At 73.0% G+C, this 21,765-nt stretch carries 17 protein-coding genes and 1 pseudogene; 6 read left to right on the top strand and 12 right to left on the bottom strand.

Going from position 1 to position 21,765, the window contains the following annotated elements; genetic code table 11:
* Window positions 1–112: 112 nt before the first annotated feature.
* Window positions 113–427 (top strand): annotated as a pseudogene (locus tag OG892_RS11010) (ABC transporter permease); the annotation flags it as partial.
* A gap of 148 nt (window positions 428–575) precedes the next feature.
* On the opposite strand, the gene OG892_RS11005 reads toward OG892_RS11010, so the two are convergent.
* Window positions 576–1,241 carry an HAD-IA family hydrolase gene (locus tag OG892_RS11005; protein ID WP_371629014.1) on the bottom strand — a complete coding sequence of 222 codons (666 nt, stop codon included), beginning with the start codon at window positions 1,239–1,241 and terminating at the stop codon, window positions 576–578.
* 185 nt (window positions 1,242–1,426) lie between these two features.
* On the bottom strand, window positions 1,427–2,557 hold the full coding sequence (locus tag OG892_RS11000; protein WP_371629013.1) for a peptidoglycan-binding protein: 1,131 nt from the start codon (window positions 2,555–2,557) through the stop codon (window positions 1,427–1,429).
* Between the two features lie 135 nt (window positions 2,558–2,692).
* Here OG892_RS11000 and OG892_RS10995 point away from each other — a divergent pair, with 135 nt between their 5' ends.
* Window positions 2,693–4,735 carry a DHA2 family efflux MFS transporter permease subunit gene (locus OG892_RS10995; protein WP_371629012.1) on the top strand — a complete coding sequence of 681 codons (2,043 nt, stop codon included), beginning with the start codon at window positions 2,693–2,695 and terminating at the stop codon, window positions 4,733–4,735.
* A gap of 13 nt (window positions 4,736–4,748) precedes the next feature.
* On the opposite strand, the gene OG892_RS10990 is transcribed toward OG892_RS10995, so the two are convergent.
* Window positions 4,749–5,261 (bottom strand): GNAT family N-acetyltransferase, encoded by a 513-nt coding sequence (locus OG892_RS10990; RefSeq protein ID WP_371629011.1) that lies wholly within the window; start codon window positions 5,259–5,261, stop codon window positions 4,749–4,751.
* Window positions 5,262–5,323: 62 nt separating this feature from the next.
* Here OG892_RS10990 and OG892_RS10985 point away from each other — a divergent pair, with 62 nt between their 5' ends.
* Complete coding sequence (locus tag OG892_RS10985; protein ID WP_073735830.1) at window positions 5,324–6,421, top strand: serpin family protein; 1,098 nt, start codon at window positions 5,324–5,326, stop codon at window positions 6,419–6,421.
* Window positions 6,422–6,430: 9 nt separating this feature from the next.
* On the opposite strand, the gene OG892_RS10980 is transcribed toward OG892_RS10985, so the two are convergent.
* Window positions 6,431–7,522: a DUF2330 domain-containing protein gene (locus tag OG892_RS10980; RefSeq protein ID WP_371631614.1), complete on the bottom strand. Its 1,092-nt coding sequence runs from the start codon at window positions 7,520–7,522 to the stop codon at window positions 6,431–6,433.
* A gap of 275 nt (window positions 7,523–7,797) precedes the next feature.
* Between OG892_RS10980 and OG892_RS10975 the strand changes: the two genes are divergently transcribed.
* Window positions 7,798–9,912 carry a bifunctional glycosyltransferase 87/phosphatase PAP2 family protein gene (locus tag OG892_RS10975; RefSeq protein WP_371629010.1) on the top strand — a complete coding sequence of 705 codons (2,115 nt, stop codon included), beginning with the start codon at window positions 7,798–7,800 and terminating at the stop codon, window positions 9,910–9,912.
* A 59-nt stretch (window positions 9,913–9,971) separates the two neighbouring features.
* Here the strand turns inward: OG892_RS10975 and OG892_RS10970 are convergent, their stop codons facing one another.
* Together OG892_RS10970 and OG892_RS10965 are read right to left on the bottom strand one after the other, a co-directional pair.
* Window positions 9,972–11,003, bottom strand: coding sequence for an AEC family transporter (locus OG892_RS10970; RefSeq protein ID WP_371629009.1), 1,032 nt, complete (start codon window positions 11,001–11,003; stop codon window positions 9,972–9,974).
* Between the two features lie 96 nt (window positions 11,004–11,099).
* Entirely contained in the window at window positions 11,100–12,350 is a 1,251-nt protein-coding gene (locus OG892_RS10965; RefSeq protein ID WP_073735829.1) for a cytochrome P450, read from the bottom strand.
* 315 nt (window positions 12,351–12,665) lie between these two features.
* Between OG892_RS10965 and OG892_RS10960 the strand changes: the two genes are divergently transcribed.
* Window positions 12,666–13,844 carry a steroid 3-ketoacyl-CoA thiolase gene (locus OG892_RS10960; RefSeq protein WP_073735828.1) on the top strand — a complete coding sequence of 393 codons (1,179 nt, stop codon included), beginning with the start codon at window positions 12,666–12,668 and terminating at the stop codon, window positions 13,842–13,844.
* A 101-nt stretch (window positions 13,845–13,945) separates the two neighbouring features.
* Window positions 13,946–15,229, top strand: coding sequence for an alpha/beta hydrolase (locus OG892_RS10955; protein WP_371629008.1), 1,284 nt, complete (start codon window positions 13,946–13,948; stop codon window positions 15,227–15,229).
* Window positions 15,230–15,308: 79 nt separating this feature from the next.
* Here the strand turns inward: OG892_RS10955 and OG892_RS10950 are convergent, their stop codons facing one another.
* The 6 genes from OG892_RS10950 to OG892_RS10925 all read right to left on the bottom strand — a co-directional run bounded on the left by OG892_RS10950 (window position 15,309) and on the right by OG892_RS10925 (window position 21,715).
* Window positions 15,309–15,749: a transglycosylase SLT domain-containing protein gene (locus OG892_RS10950; RefSeq protein ID WP_073735826.1), complete on the bottom strand. Its 441-nt coding sequence runs from the start codon at window positions 15,747–15,749 to the stop codon at window positions 15,309–15,311.
* A gap of 303 nt (window positions 15,750–16,052) precedes the next feature.
* Window positions 16,053–16,880 carry an ECF transporter S component gene (locus tag OG892_RS10945; RefSeq protein WP_073735825.1) on the bottom strand — a complete coding sequence of 276 codons (828 nt, stop codon included), beginning with the start codon at window positions 16,878–16,880 and terminating at the stop codon, window positions 16,053–16,055.
* Window positions 16,877–18,604, bottom strand: a complete 1,728-nt coding sequence (locus OG892_RS10940) for an ABC transporter ATP-binding protein (RefSeq protein ID WP_371629007.1) — start codon at window positions 18,602–18,604, stop codon at window positions 16,877–16,879. Before OG892_RS10940 ends, OG892_RS10945 begins: the two co-directional genes overlap by 4 nt.
* Window positions 18,601–19,767, bottom strand: a complete 1,167-nt coding sequence (locus OG892_RS10935; protein WP_371629006.1) for an energy-coupling factor transporter transmembrane component T — start codon at window positions 19,765–19,767, stop codon at window positions 18,601–18,603. The genes OG892_RS10940 and OG892_RS10935 overlap by 4 nt, the downstream gene beginning before the upstream one ends.
* Window positions 19,764–20,453, bottom strand: coding sequence for an SCO2322 family protein (locus OG892_RS10930; RefSeq protein ID WP_371629005.1), 690 nt, complete (start codon window positions 20,451–20,453; stop codon window positions 19,764–19,766). The genes OG892_RS10935 and OG892_RS10930 overlap by 4 nt, the downstream gene beginning before the upstream one ends.
* Window positions 20,450–21,715 carry a prenyltransferase/squalene oxidase repeat-containing protein gene (locus OG892_RS10925; protein WP_073735821.1) on the bottom strand — a complete coding sequence of 422 codons (1,266 nt, stop codon included), beginning with the start codon at window positions 21,713–21,715 and terminating at the stop codon, window positions 20,450–20,452. Before OG892_RS10925 ends, OG892_RS10930 begins: the two co-directional genes overlap by 4 nt.
* Between the last annotated feature and the right edge of the window lie 50 nt (window positions 21,716–21,765).

The raw sequence follows: 21,765 nt of genomic DNA, 5'->3' as shown, positions 1-21,765 counted from the left end.
GACGGCAGGTCCGCGCCGGAGTCGGGGCAGCGCGGGGCGTCCGGAGCACGCTCGTCGTCGTGCACCGGGTCGTTAAGGTGGCCGCGTGCTGCTACCGGTCGACATCACGCTCCGGGAGGTGGAGGCGGCGATGGCGCTCGGCTTCCCGGACCGCGACGCGCAGCTGGAGATCGCCGGGCCCGCCGCGTCGGACGCGCTGCTGCCGGGGCTCGACCAGACCCGGACGGTCGGGCTCGTCACGCTGCCCGGGGCGTTCGTCGGCATGCTGCTGGGCGGCGCCTCACCCGTACAGGCGGGCGCCGTGCAACTGTTCGTGCTGGTGGCGCTGATGGCCGTACAGGCGGCGGCCGTCGCGACCGTGCTGGAACTGGTGGCGCGGGGGCGGCTGCACCGTGACGGGACAGGGGCGCCGGCTGCCGGGCGCTGAGGTGCGGCAGGACCGGTCTTTCGGGCTGCCGGGCGCTGCTGAGGTGCGGCAGGACCGATCCGTCGGCTACCGGGCGCCGCTGATGTGCGACAGATGGATCTGTCGGGCTACCGGGCGCCGCTGATGTGCGGCATGACCGGTCCGCCGGCTACCGGGCGCTGCTGATGTGCAGCAGGATCGAGCCGTCGGCCGCCGCCTCCACCCGGATCTGCGTCAGGTCCTCGACGTGCGCGTCCGGGGAGAGTGCCGCCGCGCGCGGGCCCACGCCCACGACTCGCATGCCCGCCGCCCGGCCTGCCGCGATGCCCGCCTCCGAGTCCTCGAAGACGATGCAGTCCGCCGGACCGAAGCCCAGCCCGGCAGCGCCCTTGAGGAAGCCCTCCGGGTCCGGCTTGCTGGCGCCCACGCTCTCGGCGGTCACCTTCAGCTCGGGCATCCGCAGTCCGGCCGCGGTCATCCGGGCCTGCGCCAGCGCCTGGTCGGCCGAGGTGACCAGGGCGTGCGGGAGTGCGGCGATCGCGTCCATGAAGACGCCGGCGCCGCCGACCGGGACGACGCCGTCGGTGTCGGCGGTCTCCTCGGCGAGCATCACCCGGTTGTCCGCGTGGTTCTGCTCCATCGGGCGGTCCGGGAGGAGCACCGCCATGGTGGCGTAGCCCTGCCGGCCGTGGACCACCTTGAGTGCGGCCTCCGGGTCCAGTCCGTGCCGCAGCGCCCAGCGCCGCCAGCAGCGCTCCACGACGGCGTCGGAGTTCACCAGGGTGCCGTCCATGTCGAGCAGGAGGGCGCGGGCGGTCAGAACGGTGGCCGGCATGGGCGGGCTCCAGGCGGGGTGGCGGTGCGGGGGCGCATGAGGCCCCCGGGAAAGAGAACAAGTGGCCCCCGCCCGCCGGTCAGGGAGTGCGTTTGGGGGCCACTTTGTTCCACCACGATACAAAAACCTGCCGGGGAAAGCGAATCCCTGGCGGGGCAGGGGTGGGATGGGGTGCGGGAGCCGGGTCAGTAGCGTCCGTGGCCCGTCGTGATCGCCTCCAGGGCCCGCCGGGTGTTCGGCCCGTAGACCCCGTCGTCGTCGCCCTGGATGTACATGTACCGCTGGTAGCGGTGCACGGCGTCCTCGACGCGGTCCGTGTAGTCCGCGTCGGCGGTGCTCATGAACAGCCCGATCTCCTGGAGCCGGCGTTGCAGCTCGGCCACCTCCGGGCCGTGGTCGCCGCGCCGCAGCGTGCCGCCCTCCGCCGACAGGGCGGGCGGGGCCGCCGACTCGGAGCCGTCGTTGTCCGCCGCGTCCCCCGTGGACGCCGGGGAGGAGGCGGCGGCCGGGGCCGACGCGCCGGTGGACGCCGATGCGGACGCCGAGGCGTTCGCCGACGGTGACCCGGACCCGGACGCGGAGGCGGACGCGGACGCGCCGGTGGAGGCGGACGGTGACGCCGAGGCGGACCGGGACGGCGACGCGGAGGCGGACGCCGTCGTCGAGGCCGACGGCGCGGCGCTCTCCTCGGGGAGGCTGGTCACCGTGGAGGGGAGGACCGGGTCCAGATCGGCGTCCCCGTTGCCGTCCCCGTTGAACAGCCCGCCGACGAACGCCGCCGTGCCCACCACCGCGGCGACGGCCGCCCCCACGGCCAGCGCGGCGAAGGGGCTGCGGCGGCGCGGCCGCACCGGGTCCGGGGCCGGGGCGCCCGGGTGGCTGTCCGGTGTGCGGGGCCCGGTATCCCCCGGCAGCGGGCCGGGGCCCGCCGGGTCCAGGAACAGGGGCATCGTGGTGGCCGCGTCCCCCGCATGGCCCTCCGCCGGGTGTCCCGTAGCGCCTCCCGCCGGGTACCCCGTCGAGCCGCCCCGGCCGGTCGCGGTCTCCTCGGCCCCCGCCGTCTCCTCGCCCCCCAGCGTCACGTACGGCCGGATGCGCAGCGGGTCGAAGTCCTCCGTCGCCGCGAACTCGGCCGAGCGCCCGGCGTGGTGCTCCTGGACGACACGGTGCTGCTCGGCCGCCCGCTGCTCCTGCGTGATGTGCGGTCGGCCGCCGTCCCACGGCTGTCCGGCGCCGCCCCGGGGCGCGCAGCCGCAGCCCGGTCCGGTGCCCGGTCTGCTGTCCGTACCGCACTCCGGGCAGATATGTCCGGTCATTGTGGGTCCCCTCCCCTTGAACTGCCTGCGATTATGCAGCCCGCCGCCGGGAAGCCCAATCGTGCGGCCCCTCGGCAGGCCATAACGGCACAAAGCGGACAGGATGGGTGTCCAGCGGATCCGAGGAGATGTCACATGGCCCAGCAGTTGAGCCCCCCGGCCCCGGCCCCGGGCGAAAACCGCTCCACCCGGTCGGTCCTGGTGGCGATCGGCGCCCTGCTCCTCGGCATGCTGCTCGCCGCACTCGACCAGACGATCGTCTCCACCGCGCTGCCGACCATCGTCAGCGACCTCGGCGGCCTGGAGCACCTGTCGTGGGTGGTCACGGCCTATCTGCTGGCGTCGACCGCCGCGACCCCGCTCTGGGGCAAGCTCGGTGACCAGTACGGGCGCAAACGGCTCTTCCAGATCGCCATCGTCATCTTCCTGATCGGCTCCGCGCTCTGCGGCATCGCCCAGAACATGCCCCAGCTGATCGGCTTCCGCGCCCTCCAGGGGCTCGGCGGTGGCGGTCTGATCGTGCTGTCGATGGCGATCGTCGGAGACATCGTCCCGCCGCGCGAACGAGGCAAGTACCAGGGTCTCTTCGGAGCGGTGTTCGGCATGACGAGCGTGCTCGGGCCGCTGCTCGGCGGCTTCTTCACCGAGCAGCTCAGCTGGCGCTGGGTCTTCTACATCAACCTCCCCATCGGCGTCATCGCCCTCGCCGTCATCGCCGCCGTGCTGCACATCCCGGTCCGCCGGACGAAGCACACCATCGACTACCTGGGCACCTTCCTCATCGCCTCGGTCGCCACCTGCCTGGTCCTGGTCGCCTCGCTCGGCGGCACCACCTGGGCCTGGGGCTCGGCGCAGATCATCGGCCTCGCCGTGCTCAGCGTGCTGCTGCTGGTCGCCTTCGTGTACGTGGAACGGCGCGCGGCCGAACCCGTACTGCCGCTGAAGCTGTTCCGGATCAGGACCTTCAGCCTCGTCGCCGTGATCAGCTTCGTCATCGGCTTCGCGATGTTCGGCGCGATGACCTACCTGCCGACCTTCCTCCAGGTGGTGCACGACATCACGCCGACGATGTCCGGCGTCCACATGCTCCCGATGGTGTTCGGCCTGCTCCTCACCTCGACCGGCTCCGGCCAGATCGTCAGCCGTACGGGCCGCTGGAAGATCTTCCCGATCCTCGGCACCGGCATCACGGCGATCGGCCTGCTGCTCCTGCACCGGCTCACGGAGAGCAGCAGCACCCTGGAGATGAGCCTCTACTTCTTCGTCTTCGGTGCGGGACTCGGCCTGGTGATGCAGGTCCTCGTGCTGATCGTGCAGAACGCCGTGAGCTACCAGGACCTCGGCGTCGCCACCTCGGGGGCGACCTTCTTCCGTTCCATCGGCGCCTCGTTCGGTGTCGCCATCTTCGGCACCATCTTCACCAACCGGCTCACCGACAAGCTCGGTGCGGCGCTCGACGGGCGGCCCCTGCCGCCCGGGGTCAGCACGGACAGCCTGTCCGCCGACCCGCGCGCGCTCGGCCAGCTGCCGCCCTCGCTCCGAGGACCGGTGATCCACGCGTACTCGACGTCGATCACCGACGTGTTCCTGTACGCGGCCCCCGTCGTCCTGATCGCCTTCGTCTTCGCCTGGCTGCTCAAGGAGGACAAGCTGCGGGGCTCTGTGACCGCCCCCGACCCCAGCGAGACCCTGGCGTCGAACCCGGTCGAGCGGTCCTCGTACGACGAATGCGCCCGCGCCCTCTCGGTCCTGGCCACCAGGGAGGGGCGCCGCGAGGTCTACGTGAAGATCACCGAGAAGGCCGGACTCGATCTGCTGCCCGCCGCGAGCTGGATGCTGCTGCGCATCAAACGGCACGGCACCGTGGAGCCCGCCCGGCTCGCCGAGATCGCTCCGGTGCCGCTGCGGGTGATCAGCGAGGCGGGCCGGCAGCTGGAGGAACGCGGGCTGGCCCGCCGGGTGGGCGTGCAGCTGGTGCTCACCGAACCCGGCGCGGAGGCCGTGGTGAAGCTCTCGCACGCCCGGGAGGAGTCCCTGGCGGAGCTGCTGGGCGACTGGTGGGGGCCCGACCGCCCGACCGACCTGGTCGCCCTGGTGTCCGAGCTGACGGCCGAGACGAGCGGATCGAGCAAGGAGCGGCCGCACAGCCCGGAGCCGAGGCGCGACCACCAGGCCTGAGCGCGGGGGCCCGTCACACGGTGGCGCGCAGCTCCTTGGCGAACCAGTGGTCGGCGTACATGCGGCGGTGGAACGCCGGGACCGCCCGGTAGCCGTGCTTCGCGTACAGCCCGCGCGCCTCGACCAGGTCGTCACGGGTGTCGAGCCGGATCAGCCGGACGCCCATGGCCCGCGCCCGTTCCTCGATCGCCGCGAGCAGCAGCCCGCCGCCGCCCGTGCCGCGCACCTCCGGGCGTACGAACACCCGGGTGAGCTCCGCGACCTCGCCCGGCCCGGACGTCCCGTCCGCCGTCCCTTTCACGATCAGCCCGGCACAGGCCGCCGCCCGCCCGTCGAACCGGCCGACGACGAACTCGCCGGTCGGCGGGGTCAGCAGCGCGGCACCGTCGTCGGTGAGCCCCTCGTCGATCTCCTCCGCGGTCGCAGGCCGCCCCCAGTAGCGGCTCGCGACCTCGTCGTAGTAGTCCCGGCGCAGCAGCGCGCCATCGGGGGAGTCGAAGCGTTCGGGCGTCACGGTCCACGTCATTGGGCCATTCTGTCTTTCGCGCAGCTGTGCGGAAAGCGATTTGAGTGCAGGGGGCATCAGTGATGCGGGAGACGGGATCGACGACGGGGGCCGGGGCGGTCCAGCGGCTCGGCGAGCGGTGGATACGGGAGCTGGCGGCGCCCGGCGGCGGGAGCTTCGTGTGCTCGCCGGCCGGGCTCTGGCTGGCCCTGGCCGTGGTCGCGGCGGGCGCGCGCGGGGAGACCGCCGACGAGCTGCGGACGGTGCTCGGGGTGGCGGAACGGCAGGCGGCCGACGCCGTGGCGGCCGGGGTGCGCGAGCTGGCGGCCACCGACGCGCTGGGGGTGGCGACCCGGGTGTGGACCCGGGTGCCGGTCTACCGGGAGTACCGGGAGGCGCTGGCGGACATCGAGTTCGGGCCGATGGACGCCACCGGGGTCGACGCCTGGGTACGGGAGGCCACCGGCGGCCTGATCGAGCAGCTGCCGCTGGACATCAGCGACGAGATGCTGCTGGTGCTCGTCAACGTACTGGCGCTGAAGGCACGGTGGGACGAACCGTTCGATCCCGCCGACACCCGGGAGCTGCCGTTCACCGACGCGGCCGGGGCGATCCGCGCGGTGCCGACCATGTGCGCGGGGCGCGATCCGTGGGACGGCTGGACGGTGCGCGGCACCCAGGTCGTCGAGCTGCGCTGCCGCACCGAGCGCCCCGGCGGCGCCCCGGCCCGGGTCCGGCTGGTGCTGGGGGAGCCGGGTGCGGGGGCGGCCGACGTACTGCCCGCGGCCTGGGCGCCGCAGTCCCTGCGCACCCCGCTGGACACGGACGTCCTGAGTATCGCGGTCCCGCGATTCACCCTGCGTACGAACGTTCAGGTGACTGAGCAGCTGGCGGCGCTCGGGATCCGGGTCGCGACGGGGGGAACCGCCGACTTCGGCTGGCTGTCGCCCGAGCCGCTCAAGATCTCCCACGTGGTGCAGGAGGCCGTGGTGAAGGTCGCAGAGGAGGGAGTGGAGGCGGCGGCGGTGACCGTCATCGCCGCACCGGGGGGCGCGGCGCCCGTGCCGCAGCGCTTCCTGCGCATCGCCTTCGACCGCCCGTTCGGGATCGTGGTCCTCGACGGCAGTGGTGAGGTGCCGCTCTTCACGGGCTGGCAGGCGGACACCCCGGTGGAGGGCTGAGCCCCGCGCTCACCGCAGCGGTGGCGGCGCCATGACCGGCGGCGGCGGTGCCACCGGTCGCCGCCGCCGCGAGCGCGCCAACAGCAGCACCGCCGCGACCGCCACCGCCACGCCGCCGATCAGCGTCAGCACCCAGGCCGGAACGGGCCCCACGGTCAGCAGCTCGTCCCGGTAGTACGTGGTCCGGTACGGGGTGTCGGCGGCCGTGGCCCGCAGCTCGTGGTCGCCGTCGATCCGCTCCGGCCGCGGGAACGACTGGCTGATCGCCGTGAGGAACACCGGCTTCCCGCCGGTCAGCTCGCCCAGCGCCGGGTACGCGCCGCCGTCCCGCCCGGTGTCGACCCGCTCCGCGTAGGTCACCTCCGGCGCCGGCCCGCCGATCCGGCCGCGCGGCTCCATGCGGTGCGCCGCCAGCACGTACAGCCCCAACGACTGCGGTGTCGTGGCGAGCCGGGACAGCCGCATCGGGTAGACCGGCTCGTCGCTGGCGAAACGCAGCCGCAGCGGGTCGAGCCGGCCGAGCAGCGGACCGCCCTTCTCCTGCGGGGCGAGGCGGATCGCCACGTACTCCCACTTCTGCTCGACATAGGGCCGAAGCGCCGTCGACAGCCGGTCCGGGAGCTCGAAGCCGTTCTCCGTCAGCCAGCCCTCCAGGGCGGTGGGATCGGTCGCGGTCAGCCGGGCCACGTCGAACGGCCCGAGCCGCTCCCGGCCCACCACTCCGACCGGTGCGGCGGCCGAGGGGGCGGCGGAGTCCCCCGAGGTGCTGCCCGAACCGCCGAACGGCCAGTCGTCGGCGTGTGGCCAGAAGTAGTGCCTGGTCTCGCGGACCGGCGCGGTGAGGGTTTCGAGCTCCGAGAAGAGCGAGGCGTCACCCAGCTCCACCGTGGCACGGTGCGGCACCGGCATGATCCACGCCGCCTCCGGCGCGGTCCCGCGGACGGTGAGCTGCATCACTATCTGCTCGGCGCCGCCCGACCAGCTGACCACGGAGGTCTCCCGGTCCACCGAGACCTGGCTGTTCCGGTCCACCACCATCGCCCCGCAGCCACAGGCGTACGCCGGTGCGATCAACGAGCCGATCTGCAGCGACACCAGCATCATGACGAGTGACAGCGCGCGGACCGCCCATGCCCGCGATCCGGCCCGTACCCCTTGATCCGTCCCCGTCCACCGCATCCCGGCTCCTCCCCCTTGAGGGCCGCCCTGGGCCCTGGTCACGGGCTCAGACGTAGGGGCGCTCCCGCCGGTTCCGGCCATTCGGCCCCGGACCGGCCGGACCGCCGGACATTCTTTCGGACAAAAGCCGGATGACAGTCAGGCGAAGAGGGGGTTGATTGTGTCTACCTCATAGCGCAATGCGAAGGTTTCACAGCATGCCCGAATCGAGGGTCGGCACAAGATGGCAGGAGGGTCGGCGCAGCGTGGCGAATGCGGAGCACAGTGTGCGCGGAGAGGCGACGGCAGGGACGAGGACCGGGGCGGCCCGAGCTGTTCTCTGGCTGGTTGTGGCCGCGTTGGCCGTACGGCAGATGGCGGTGGTGCTGCGGCAGCAGCCTGGCGAACGGCTCACCGATCTGGAGACCTGGACCGGTGAGAACGGTGTGCTTCATGTGACGGGCTCGCTGTACGACACCGACCGGTTCACCGGCACCCCCTTCGCCGGTCTGGTGCTGAAACCTCTCACCCGGACCGCGGAACAGAGCCTCGGGGTCGCCTGGACCTTCGGCTCGCTGCTGCTCGTCGCCGCCCTCGGCGTCATCGCGGCGCGCGCCCTGCCCGGCCCGGTCAAGAGACGCACCGCGCTGTTCGCCGCCCCCGTCGCGATCACCCTGCTGATGCTCTCGCTGCCGGTCCGCAACGCCCTCTACCTGGGCCAGACCAGCATCCTGCCGGTCCTCCTGGTGCTCGTCGGCTGCTTCGTGGTCCGGGGCGAGCGCGCCTCCGGCGTCCTGATCGGCATCGCGGCCGCGCTCCAGCCGACCGTCCTGCTGTTCGCCGCGCTGCTCTGGCTGACCGGGAGGCGCCGGGCGGCGCTGACCGGTGTCTCCGCGTTCGCCGCCTGCACGGCACTGGCCTGGGCGGCGATGCCGCACGACTCGTGGACGTACTGGGTGCACCACGTCGCCGGGGCCGGCCTCGGCGACCAGGCCGACAGCCTCGCCAACCAGTCCCTGCACGGCGCGCTGCTCCGGTTCGGACTGGCGGGCCCGCTGGAGATCGCGCTCTTCGTGGTGCTCGCGGCGGCGGTCTGCTTCCTCGGTCTGCGCCGCGCCGCACGGTACGCGCGCGACGGCCAGCTGCTGCTCGCGGTGGCCGTCACCGGCTGTGTCGTCGTCGCCGTCTCACCGACCGCCTGGCAGCACCAGCTGCTGTGGGTGCTGCTCGCGGTGGTCGGCCGGGTCGGCACCCGGGCCTCCGACCGGATGGTGTGGCCGGCCGTCGTGGTCCTGGTGATCACGCTGCCCGGCAAGATGCTGCTGCCGAACATCGAGTCGATGTTCCCGGTACGCGACAACGTGCTGCTGATCGCCGCGCTCGGGGCCGCGTGCGTCGCCCCGTTCCTGCCGCGCACCTCGCCCTACTGGCAGCAGCCGGTCCCCACCGACTACGCGGCCCCCGTACCGGCCCGCTGGAGCCGGGTGCCGCTGATGCCGTTCTGGCGGCGGGTGCTCAGCCGGCCCAACCTGCTGCTGGAACTCCTGCTGATCAGGGTCGTCTACTCCGCCTACCAGCACGTCAGGCTGGCCGCGACGGCCGGCCGCGCCACCGCCGAGCACCACGGCCGGCAGATCCACTCCGCCGAGCAGTGGCTGCACATCGACATAGAGCACTGGGCCAACCACGCGGTGGTCAAGGTCGGCTGGCTGCGGGACTTCTTCGACTACTACTACTCGACGTTCCACTTCATCGTGCCGCTGGCGATCCTCGCGGTGCTGTACGTGCGCCGCCCCGCGGACTACCGCTGGGTCCGCAGCTCCATCGGGTTCGCCACGGTCCTGGCCCTGGTCGGGTTCTGGCTCTACCCGCTGGCCCCGCCGCGGCTGATGCCGGGGCTCGGCTTCATCGACACCGTCCACGGCGTCCAGGACTTCGCGAAGCCCGACTACGGCACGCTGACGGGCGTCACCAACCAGTACGCCGCGATGCCCTCGCTGCACTTCGGCTGGTCGCTGTGGTGCGGTGTGGTGATCGTGATGCTCGCCCCGAAGGTCTGGATGAAGCTCCTCGGGGTGCTGCACCCGCTGTTCACGGTCTCCGCGATCATCGCGACGGGCAACCACTGGGTGCTCGACGCGGTGGGCGGGGCGGCGGTGGTCGCGCTCGGCTTCGGGCTGACCTACGCACTGTCCGGACCGCGCCGGCTCCAGCAGCCGGCGGCCGGAACCGGGGAGCCCCTGAAGGTGCCGGGGGCCGGAAAGGCGGGGAAGGCCGCGCGGCCGGAACCGCCGCCGAAGGTGGACGGCGGAGCGGTGGCCGGAAAGCCGTAACCGCCCACGGTGAAGCGGTAGCCGCTGAGCCGTAGCGGCCCGGCGGCGCCGGGGCCGGCTCAGCGGGCCGGCCCCAGCGCCCAGGCCGCGAAGGACAGCGTGAACATCGACACCACCGTGGAGGCCACCACGGCGTTGCGGGCGAGCGTGGTGTCCTGGCCGTACTCACGGGCGTAGATGAAGGCGTTCTGAGCCGTCGGGAGCGCCGAGCAGACCACCACGGCCAGCACCTGGTGGTCCGGCAGACCCAGGAGCGGACCGGCGACGAGGAAGGCGGTCAGCGGCTGCGCCAGCGTCTTCAGCGCGACCGAGGCCCCGACCTCCGCCGGGCCCGCGCCCCGTCCGCCGTCGCCCGCCGCCCGTCCCGTCCCGCCCGCCGGGCTGCCGTCGCCCGCCGCGCGTACCGCCTCTCCGGCCGGGCCGCCGTGCAGCGACAGGCCCAGCGTGATCAGGGCCGTCGGCACCGCTGCTGCGCCGAGCAGGTCGCAGGAGCGGGTGAGGGCGTCCGGCAGCCGCAGCCCGGCGGCGGAGACGGCGACCCCGAGCAGCGACGCCATGATGACCGGATTGCGGACCGGCATCGTGAGCATCCGCCGCAGGCCGCCGCCGGTACGCCTCCCGTCCGGTCCGCCTCCCGCCCGGGTCCCCGAGTCCAGCAGGGTCAGGATCACCGGTGAGACCAGCAGCACCTGGAACAGGATGACCTGCGCGACGAACGAGGCGTCGCCGAGCACCCGCACCGCCACCGGGATGCCCAGGTTGGCGGAGTTGACGTAGCCGGAAGCCATGCCGCTGACCGCCGCGCCGGCCCGCCCGCGGCCGAAGAACCGCCGGGCGACCCCGTACCCCGCGGCCGACACCAGCGCCGTGGCCGTCGCGAACGCCACCAACGAGAGATGGGCGAAGTCGGCGGGCCGGGACCCCGACACCATGCCGAACAGGGCGGCGGGCATGGCCACATGGAAGACGAACCGGCCGAGCACCTCCTCGGCGTGCACCCCGAGCAGTCCGCTGCGGGCTACCGCGTAACCGGCGGCGGTCAGCAGCCAGATGGGCGCGAAGGCGGAGAGCAGGGCATGCATATCCGCCATGATCCCGTCACGTCCGTCCGCCACCCGTGCGGGGTGCGGACGGACGTTCGGGCGGATGTACGGGACGGTCCGAGCGGTACGCGGCGTTCGCGGTGCTCAGGCGTCCGAGGTGGTCACCTGGAGCTGCTTGATGCCGTTGAGCCAGGCGGAGCGCAGCCGCCGCGGGTCGCTCACCAGCCGCAGGTCCGGCAGCACGTCCGCGATGGCGTTGAAGATCAGGTCGATCTCCATGACGGCGAGGGACTTGCCCAGGCAGAAGTGCGGACCGCCGCCGCCGAAGCCGAGGTGCGGATTCGGGTCGCGGGTGATGTCGAACTTCTCCGGGCTCTCGAAGACCTCGGGGTCGTTATTGGCCGAGGAGTAGAACATCCCGACCCGGTCGCCCTTCTTGATCTGCTGTCCGCCCAGTTCGAGGTCCTGGGTGGCGGTCCGCTGGAAGGAGACCACGGGGGTCGCCCAGCGGACGATCTCCTCCGCGGTCGTCTGCGGCCGCTCGCGCTTGTACAGCTCCCACTGCTCGGGGTGGGTGAGGAAGGCGTGCATGCCGTGGCTGATGGCGTTGCGGGTGGTCTCGTTTCCGGCCACGGCGAGCAGGATGACGAAGAAGCCGAACTCGTCGGACAGCAGGTTGCCCTCGCCCTCCGCGGCGACCAGCTGGGAGACGATGTCCTTGGCCGGGCACTCCTTGCGCGCCGCCGCGAGGTTCATGGAGTACGAGACCAGCTCCATGGCCGCCTCGGCACCGATCTCCTCGGTGATCGCGTACTCCGGATCGTCGTACGAGGCCATCTTGTTGGACCAGTCGAAGATCCTGCTCCGGTCCTCCTGCGGTACGCCGATCAGCTCGGCGATGGCCTGGAGCGGCAGTTCGACGGCGATGTTGTTGACGAAGTCGAACGAGCCGTCGTCGTCCGCCCCGGCCTGCGCCGTCTCGACGATCGAGCGGGCCCGGCTGCGCAGCGCCTTTTCGAGAGAGCGGACGGCACGCGGGGTGAAACCGCGCTGGACGATCTGGCGGACCCGGGTGTGTTCGGGCGGGTCCATGTTCAGCATGATCAGCTTCTGGACGTCGATCTGGTCGCGGCTGATCGTCTCGTTGAACCGGATCACCGCGGTGTTGGTGTTCGACGAGAACAGCTCGGGGTGTGTCGATACGTACTTGACGTCCGCGTGCCGGCTGACGACCCAGTAACCCTCGTCGTCGAAGCCGGAGATGCCGGCGGGCTGGGTGCACCACCAGACCGGCGAGGTCTCCCGCATCAGGGCGAACTCCGGGTGCGGAACGCGTGATTGGAGCAGGTCGGGATCGGTGAAGTCGAACCCTTCGGGCAGATGGGGGCAGGGCATCGGCAGCTCCAGGTCAAGAACGCCAGGTCGGTCCGAGAGCCGTCCGAGTTGTCTGACGACCCATCAGAAGTTGCCCGAAAGGTAGTAACGAGTTCTACAACTGACAAGAGGCATGGCCTGATCTGTTGCGTGAAGCATCCGTGAACCAGGCCGGTTTGTGGTGGGTGCCGACGGTGAAGCATGGGCAAGGTCCGTGCAAGCCCCTTGCGTACCGCGGGTAATCCTCATAAGACTGCACCAAGAACTAGAACGCGTACTAGTTCCTTCCGTGGGCGCCGGGACGCCTCTGCGGAAGTGCGAGGAGAGGACGAGCTCATGGCCGCGGAACCCGTCATCGTCGAAGCCGTACGCACTCCCATCGGCAGGCGCTCAGGTGCGCTCGCCAATCTGCACCCCGCCTATCTGCTGGGTGAGACCTACCGTGAACTTCTCGGCCGGACCGGCATCCAGGCCGACTGCGTCGAACAGATCGTCGGCGGCACCGTCACCCACGCCGGCGAGCAGTCCATGAACCCCGCGCGCAACGCCTGGCTCACCGTGGGGCTCCCGTACGAGACCGCCGCGACGACCGTGGACTGCCAGTGCGGTTCCTCGCAGCAGGCCTCCCACATGGTCGCCAACATGATCGCGGCCGGGGTGATCGACGTCGGCATCAGCTGCGGGGTCGAGGCGATGTCACGGGTGCCGCTCGGCAGCGGCTCCAAGCACGGGCCGGGCAAGCCGTGGCCCGACGAGTGGAACGTCGACCTGCCCAACCAGTTCGAGGCCGCGGAGCGCATCGCCCGCAAGCGCGGCCTCACCCGCGACAACGTGGACTCGCTCGGCCTCCTCTCCCAGGAGCGAGCCGCCGCCGCCTGGGCGGAGGAGCGCTTCAAACGCGAGACCTACGCGGTCCAGGTGCCCACCACCGAGGCGGAACAGGCTGCCGGACAGGGCATGTGGCGGCTGGTCGACCGCGACGAGGGGCTGCGCGACACCACGATGGAGGGGCTCGGCGGGCTCAAGCCCGTGATGCCCACCGCCATCCACACCGCGGGCAACTCCTCGCAGATATCCGACGGCGCCTGCGCGATCATGTGGGCGTCCAAGCGCATGGCGCGGGCCCTCAAGCTCAAGCCGAGGGCCCGGATCGTGGCCCAGGCACTCGTCGGCTCCGACCCGCACTTCCACCTCGACGGCCCCGTGGACGCCACCCGCGCGGTGCTCGGCAAGGCCGGGATGTCGCTCAAGGACATCGACATCGTGGAGATCAACGAGGCCTTCGCCTCGGTCGTGCTGAGCTGGGCCCAGGTCTTCGAACGGGACCTCGACGGGCTCGCGAAGGTCAACGTGAACGGCGGCGCGATCGCGCTCGGCCACCCGGTCGGCGCCACCGGGGCCAGGCTGATCACCACGGCCCTGCACGAACTGGAGCGCAGGGACAAGGAGTTCGCTCTGATCACCATGTGCGCGGGCGGCGCGCTGGCCACCGGAACGATCATCCAGCGGCTGTAACGGCCCCTGCGGGGGGATGCCCCAGCCCGATGGTGCTGTCAGATACACCTCCGGGCGGGGGCGTACGCGGATGTCGGCCCCCGCCACCGTTGCCTAGCGTCATGGGCATGGAAAACAACGCGAGCAACTCCGCCCGGACGAAAGCCACTCGACGCCTCCTGGCCGCCGCCACCGTGGTGGTCCTCGCCGCACTGGGCACGGTTCCCGCCACGGCGGCCGGGCACCAGACGCCCGGCAGGACCGGGTCCGCACCCGCCGCCCAGCGGCACGACGCCAGAGGCGAACTCCTCGCGCTCACCCCCGTCGCCCGCCACGACCGGGACGGCGTCGCGGACTTCCTCGCCACGGCCGGCATGGATACGGGCACCGTCAGACACGGCGTCCGGGCCTACCGGCTCACCTACCGCACCGTCACCCCGCAGGGCGCGCCCACCACCGCCACCGGCCTCCTCGTGCTCCCCGAGGGCGGCGCCCACCGGCTGGACCTGGTCTCCGACACCCACGGCACGATGGCCCACCGCGACTACGCGCCCTCGGCCACGGAGGACTCCGGGCGCTACGCCGCCTACCTCCAGGCCTCGGCCGGCCGGGCGGTCGCCGCCCCCGACTACCTGGGCCTGGGCAAGGGCCCCGGCTTCCACCCGTACATGGACACCGGGTCCGCCGTCACCGCGTCGCTCGACATGCTCCGCGCCTCGCGCACCGCCGCCCAGCGGCTGGGCCGCCCGCTCACCGGCGACGTGTACGCGAGCGGCTTCTCGCAGGGCGGCCAGGTCGCCATGGCACTCGGCAAGGCCCTGGAGGGCGGCGCGGACCGGCGGTTCACCCTGCGGGCCCTGGCCCCCGTCTCCGGACCGTACGACCTGGAGCACGCGGAGACGCCCGCCATCTTCGACGGCAGGGTCAACAGCACCAGCGCCCTCTTCTACATGACCTACTTCCTCACCGCGCAGAACCGCCTCCACCCGCTCTGGAAGGACCCCTCGGAGGCGTTCCGGGAGCCGTACGCCGGCATCGTCGACGGCCTCTTCGACACCAACCACTACGAGGAGGAGATCATCCCGGCCCTCCCCGCGACGCTGAAGGAACTGCTCACGGAGGACTACTACGAGAAGATCCAGCACCCGACCGGCGCCCTGCTCGCGGCCATCCGCGCCCAGGACGGCAACTGCGCCTGGAAGCCCGACGTACCGGTGCGGCTCTACTCCTCCTCCGGCGACACCGACGTACCCATCGCCAACGCCCGCAGCTGCGCGGCCGACCTGGCGTGGCGGGGTGTGCGGGCGCCGGTGATCGACCAGGGATCGACCACCCACAACGAGACCTACCTGAAGTCGGGTCCGCAGATCGTGCGCTGGTTCGACGCCGAATCGGCCCGGCACTGATCCCGGGCCCGCACGCCGACAACCCCGGCCGCGTCGCGGTCGGGGTTGTCGGTCATACGCGGACGGAGTCCGGGCCGGCTCAGTACCAGCTGTTGGCCTGCCAGAACGACCAGGCGCCGCACGGGCTGCCGTAGCGGGAGTTCATGTAGTCCATGCCCCACTTGATCTGGGTGGAGGCGTTGGTCTGCCAGTCGGAACCGGCGGACGCCATCTTCGAACCGGGCAGGGCCTGGACCAGGCCGTAGGCGCCGGAGGAGGCATTGGTCGCGCTCGGGTTCCAGCCACTCTCGTGGCTGACGATGTTGCTGAAGCACTGGAACTGCGCCTCGTCACCGATCATCTGCCTGGCCGTGTCCTGGGCACTGCCGCCGGCGGACGTCGGCGCGGCGGACGGGGCCGCCATGGCGGAGGTCGCGCCCACGGCCACACCGCCGACGCTCAGGAGGACGGCTGCGCCGGCCATGACGGTCTTGCGACGGGCGTTGCGGGGCTTGGCGATAAGGGTGCTGGCGAACGACACAGGGAACCTAACGTCGGGAACGGTTGAGTCGCCCGCCGGTCCTGATCCTGCCTGGCCCGGTGCTCGTTGACCGCTGTCCGTATCGGTGGACGCTGCGGTGCTCGGCGACGTCAACCAGTGTTAGCGGCGCCGTTCAACGACCGCAATGACCCCCGGTACGACCCCGCTTCGCACCCAGGACCGAAGGTCCCGAACCACCCCATAACGCTTCATAGCAGCTCGGAGGGGGTGGAACGGGGGGTTACGTGCGATCCCGGCGGCTCCTATTCCGCTTCGTACAGGACCAAGGTCCTGTGGGTGCCCTCACTCAGCCGGGACGTCGAATGTGACCTGGGCCTCGAAGGCGGCACGCCGGGTGGCCCTGCGCAGCGCCTTCAGCAGCGCCGCCCCGACCGTCAGCGTCAGTACGACGGTGAGCACGGCCCGGCCCAGGTCCCAGCCGACCGAGGTGGCCGTGCAGTAGGCGAGGAAGCGCACCAGGTTGTCGCCGAGCGGGTCACCGGGATGGAAGGAGATCCCCGAGCCGAGGCCCGGCACGATGGTCCAGCCGTACAGATTCATGATCGTCCCGTACGCGAACGCCGCGACCGCCCCGTACGCCGCCAGCATCAGCAGCTCGGCGCGCCCGCGCAGCCGGTCCGGTGCGGGCAGCAGGCCCGCGCCCATCGTGAACCAGCCCATCGACAGCATCTGGAACGGCATCCACGGGCCCACCCCGCCGGTCAGCAGCGCGGACGCGAACATCGTCACCGAGCCCAGCACGAATCCGAACCCTGGCCCCAGCACCCGACCGCTCAGCACCATCAGGAAGAACATCGGCTCCAGCCCCGCCGTGCCCGCCCCCAGCGGCCGCAGCGCCGCGCCGACGGCGGCCAGCACCCCCAGCATCGCCACCGCCTTCGCGTCCAGCCCGGCGTCCGCGATCATCGCGACCACCACCCCGACCAGCAGCGGCAGCAGCGCGGCGAACAACCACGGCGCGTCCTGCGCGTGCGCGAGACCCGAATCGGCCCCGGCCAGCAGCGGCCAGCCGAAGGCGACCACCCCGATCGCGCTGATCAGCACCAGCGCGGCGACGGCCCGCGGCCCGAGCCGCACCGGCCGGGCGCTCCGGCCCGTCGTGCCGCTCACGCGCCACCCCCCAGCGCCGCGCGCACCTGGGTCACGGTGAGCCACTCCTGAGGGGCCAGGATCTTCGCGATCTGCGGGGCGAACGCCGGGGAGGAGACCACGACCTGTGGGGTCGGCCCGTCCGCCACCACCTCCCCGTCGGCCAGGATCACCACCCGGTGCGCCAGCTCGGCGGCCAGCTCCACATCGTGCGTGGCCAGCACGATCGCGTGGCCCTGCGCCGCCAGCGCGCGCAGCACCCCGACGAGCCTGGCCTTCGCCGCGTAGTCCAGGCCACGGGTCGGCTCGTCCAGGAGCAGCAGCGGGGGCCGGGCGGTGAGCACGAGGGCGAGGGCCAGGGCGAGGCGCTGGCCCTCGGAGAGATCGCGGGGGTGGGTGGTGTCGGGTACGTCCGGCAGCAGCTCGGAGACCAGGGCCCGGCAGCTGCCCGGTGCGGCGCCCGCGTCGGCGTCCGCCGCCGCGCACTCGGCGGCGACCGTGTCCGCGTACAGCAGGTCGCGCGGTTCCTGCGGTACGAGCCCGACCCGGCGCACCATCTCGCGCGGCGGCGTGCGGTGCGGGGTCCGGCCGCCGACCAGGACGCTGCCGGAGGTGGGCTCGACCATGCCGACGAGGGCGGCGAGCAGGGTGGACTTGCCCGCTCCGTTACGTCCCATGAGCGCGACGGTCTCGCCGGGCGCGACGGTGAGCGTGACCCGGCGCAGCGCCTCGATCCGGCCGCGCCGCACCCCGAGGCGCTCGATCCGGGCGGTGGCGTCGGTGACGGGCTCGGGCGCGGCGGCCTCCCGGGGGACCAGGCCGAGCAGTCTGCCCAGCCCTGACCGGTGCGCGGCGGGGCGGGGGGCGGCGGCCGTCACCCCGGACGGCAGCGACGGCCCGGCCGCACCACCGACCGGGACCGGCTCCATACCCGCCAGCCGCTCCCGCATCCCGGGGGCCCGCCGCCGGGCGTCCCGTACCGAGAGCGGCAGCGGGTCCCAGCCCGCCAGCCGCCCGAGCGCCACGACCGGCGGATGCACCGGGGAGAGGGCCATGACATCGGCGGGGGTGCCCATCACCGGGGCGGCGCCCGGCGAGGGCAGCAGGACGACCTGGTCGGCGTACTGCACGACGCGCTCCAGCCGGTGCTCGGCCATCAGGACCGTGGTGCCCAGGTCGTGGACGAGCCGCTGGAGGACCGCGAGGACCTCCTCCGCCGCCGCCGGGTCCAGCGCGGACGTCGGCTCGTCCAGCACCAGGACCCGGGGGTGCGGGGTGAGGACGGAGCCGATCGCGACCCGCTGCTGCTGGCCGCCGGAGAGCGTGGCGATCGGCCGGTCCCGCAGCCCGGCCAGGCCCAGCAGGTCGAGGGTCTCCTCGACCCGCCGCCGCATCACGTCAGGGGCCAGGCCCAGCGACTCCATGCCGTACGCCAGCTCGTCCTCGACTGTGTCGGTCACGAAGTGGGAGAGCGGGTCCTGGCCCACCGTGCCGACGAGATCCGCCAGCTCGCGCGGCTTGTGCGTGCGGGTGTCGCGCCCGCCGACGGTGACCCGCCCGGTCAGCCGCCCCCCGGTGAAGTGCGGCACCAGACCCGACACGGCACCCAGCAAAGTCGACTTGCCGACCCCCGAGGGGCCGATGAGCAGCACCAGCTCACCCTCGGGAACGGTCAGATCGACCCCCGACAGGGCGGGGCGCCCGGCCCCCTCGTACCGCACGGAAACATCGTCGAACCGGATCACAGCTGCTCCTCGAAGCCCGTGGGGGAAGGCGGGACGGGCGCGACCAGCGCGGGCAGCAGACCGATCAGCACCGCGGCGGCGGGCCACAGCGGCAGCACCGGCGCGGTCAGCGGTACGACTCCGGGGTGCAGCGCCTCGGGATCGGCGCCGCCCGCCCAGATCATCGCCACCGCGACCGCCGCACCGGAGCCCGCGACCAGCCAGGCCCGCACCCCCCACCGGTCGGGCCGGTAGCGGGTCCGCACCGAACGCCTCCCGCCCAGGCGCAGCCCGGCCATCGCCGCGACCAGCCCGGCGATCAGCAGCGGCAGCCCGTACACCGCGCCCTGCGCGGCCAGCAGCCCGTAGGTACCGGCGCAGACCCCGAGCAGCCCGCCCAGGGTGAGGGCGTTCGTGGTGTGCCGGACGGCGGCCGGTACCTCGGCGGTGCGCCCGTAGCCGCGCGCGTCCATCGAGGCCGCCACCGCGACCGAACGCTCCAGCGCGCCCTCCAGGACCGGCAGCCCGATCTGGAGCACCGCCCCGACGCCACCGGTCGGCCGGCCGCGCAGCCGCCGGGCGGTGCGCAGCCGCACCACGTCGGCGACCAGGTTCGGGGCGAACGTCATCGCGACGACGACGGCCACTCCGGCCTCGTACAGCGCACCGGGCAGCGACTTCAGCAGCCGGGCCGGGTTGGCGAGCGAGTTCGCCGCGCCGACGCAGATCAGCAGGGTGGCCAGCTTCGCCCCGTCGTACAGCGCGAACAGCAGCTGCTCGGCCGTGACCCGGCCACCGATCCGCACCCCCTTCGCCCAGTCCGGCAGCGGCACCTCCGGCAGCGTGAAGACCACGTGCGTACCCGGGATCGGGGAGCCGAGGAAGACGGAGAAGAGCAGCCGCACCCCGATGACGAACAGCCCGATCTTGATGAACGCCCCGTACGAGCGGGCCCACGGCGCGTCCGTGCGGCGCGCGGCCACCACGTACCCCGCCACGCCCACCAGCAGGCCGAGCAGCAGCGGGTTGGTCGTCCGGGACGCGGCGGTGGCGAGCCCCAGCGCCCACAGCCACCACGCCCCGGCGGGCAGCGCGTTGCTCCGGGTCGCGGCGGGGGCGCGCCAGACCGGGACCGGGGCGACGGCCACCGGAGCGTTCCCGGGGCCGTCCGTCGAGCCGTTCATCCGCGGCGGCGGCGGGCCTGTGCGACTGCGGCGATGCCGAGCAGAAGGACGGCGCCGACCCCGAAGAGCACCCCGGCGGACGGACCGCCGCCGCCGGAGCCACCGCTGCCGGAAGGGGAAGCGGAAGCAGACGTGGGCGCGGACGCCGTGGCCCGGCCGCTCTCGGTACCGGTGGTTCCCGAGACCTGCTCACCGCACCCGGCGACCGGGTAGCCGGAGATCGCGCAGAGCAGCGCGTCACTCCCGTACCGCAGCGGCTTGGCCACGGAGGCGAGCGCCTCCGCGCTGCTCGCGTCCTTCGGGACCCGTGCGCACGCGGTACGCGGCGGGGGCGGGGTCTCGCCCTGCGGCGCGTCGGCGGCGTTGCCGGGGTCGATGACGAGCGCGACCCGCTTGCTGCCGTCCTCGGCGGGGGTGTCCGCGCAGATCTTCGCGAAGTCGGGGGAGCGGCGCGGTTTCGCCGCGTCCTGGGAGTCGGCGCTCACGGCGAACCGGAAGCCCTGCACGGAGCCGTCGTCCGGCCGGACCAGGGACGGCCCCTGGGTGGCGTACGCCCACCCGCTGCCGGAGCCCTCCCAGAAGGACCAGTAGCGGTAACCGGCCGCCTGGGCCGTCCCCGCGCCGAGCACGGACAGGAGGGCGCCCAGGACCACCAGCAGTACGGTGGCCCGTCCGCGCCCGCTCACAGCTGCCGGTTCTTGCGGCGGCCGCTGATCAGGAATCCGGCGCCGGCGCCGACGGCGAGCCCGATCCCGACGAACCACCAGAGACCGCCGATCCCGTCCCCGTCGCCGCTGTCCTTCTTCTCCTCCTCGGTGGCGACCGGCTTCGGCTTCGACACGGAGGCGGGCGCGGGCCCGGTCGCGTTCAGCTGGGTGACGAGGTCGGCGCCGCCGAAGTCGTGCACGTCGGCGCCGGTCGCGTGGGCGGCCATGACCAGCTGGGCGTAGGCGGCGGGGCCGCTCTGCGCGGCCCAGCCGGCGGAGTTCTTCGCCAGCCAGTTCACCGAGGCGGCGGCCTTGTCCTTGTGCCCGGAGGCGGAGAGGGCGACGACCGCGTCGGCGGTGTTGCCGAAGTCGGGCTGCGGGGCGCTGTCCTCGGCCCCCGGCATCGGCGGCTGGTCGAGGTGCCCGGTCTTCGCGAGGGCCCCGGCGAGGTAGTGGGCGCCGTTCTGGGCGGCCCGCTCCGGCCTGAGCGGGTTGCTGGTCCTGCAGGTGGGGGCCTTGGCCGCGGCGGTGTCCCCGACGACGAGCCCCTTGCCGAGCGAGCCGAGCACGCCCGCGGCGGTGGCGTCGCCGTTGGCGGCGAGCTTGCCGGCCTTGTCGGGCTGGTAGGCGAAGGCGCCGCCGTCCTTGCCGCCGCAGGGGATGGCGAAGGTGAGCAGGGCGTCGTAGGGGGTCTTGCCGCCGTGCGTCGTGATGTCGCCGAGCCGCTCCCCGGCGCGGGCGAGGGCGCCGATCACGATCGAGGTGGAGTTCGCGTCGCTCGGGCTGCCGGCGGTGTACCCCCAGCCGCCGTCCTCGTTCTGGACGGACTTCAGCCAGTCGAGCCCGTTGGCGACGAGCTCCTCGTGCTTGCCGACCTCGTGCAGCGCCTGTACTGCGGCCGCCGTCGCGTTGGTGTCGATGGTGGTCTTGGCGTCGCACGGCACGGAGGGGTCGGAGCGGTACGCGGCGAACGCCCCGCTGTCGCACTGCTGCCCGACCAGCCAGTCCACGGCCTTCGCGGCGGGCATGACGCCCACGGCCCGCTGCGAGACGAAGGCCAGCGACTGCCGCCACACCCCGTCGTACGTCGGGTCCGCCGTGCCGTACAGCCCCGAGGGCAGCGCCGTGGACGGGGACGGAGAGGGGGACGGCGCGGCGATCGCGGCCGGGGCTGCGGCTGCGGCCGCGCAGAGCACGGCAGCGGTGGCGGCGAGCGCGGCTGCGCTGCGGCGTACGGTCATGGCGGGCGGGGCCTCTCCTGCGGGAACCGGTCCCGGGCGCACACAGGCAC

Source organism: Streptomyces sp. NBC_00341, from assembly GCF_041435055.1.
Taxonomy (GTDB): Bacteria; Actinomycetota; Actinomycetes; order Streptomycetales; family Streptomycetaceae; genus Streptomyces.
This window is presented reverse-complemented; position numbering and strand designations above follow the sequence as displayed.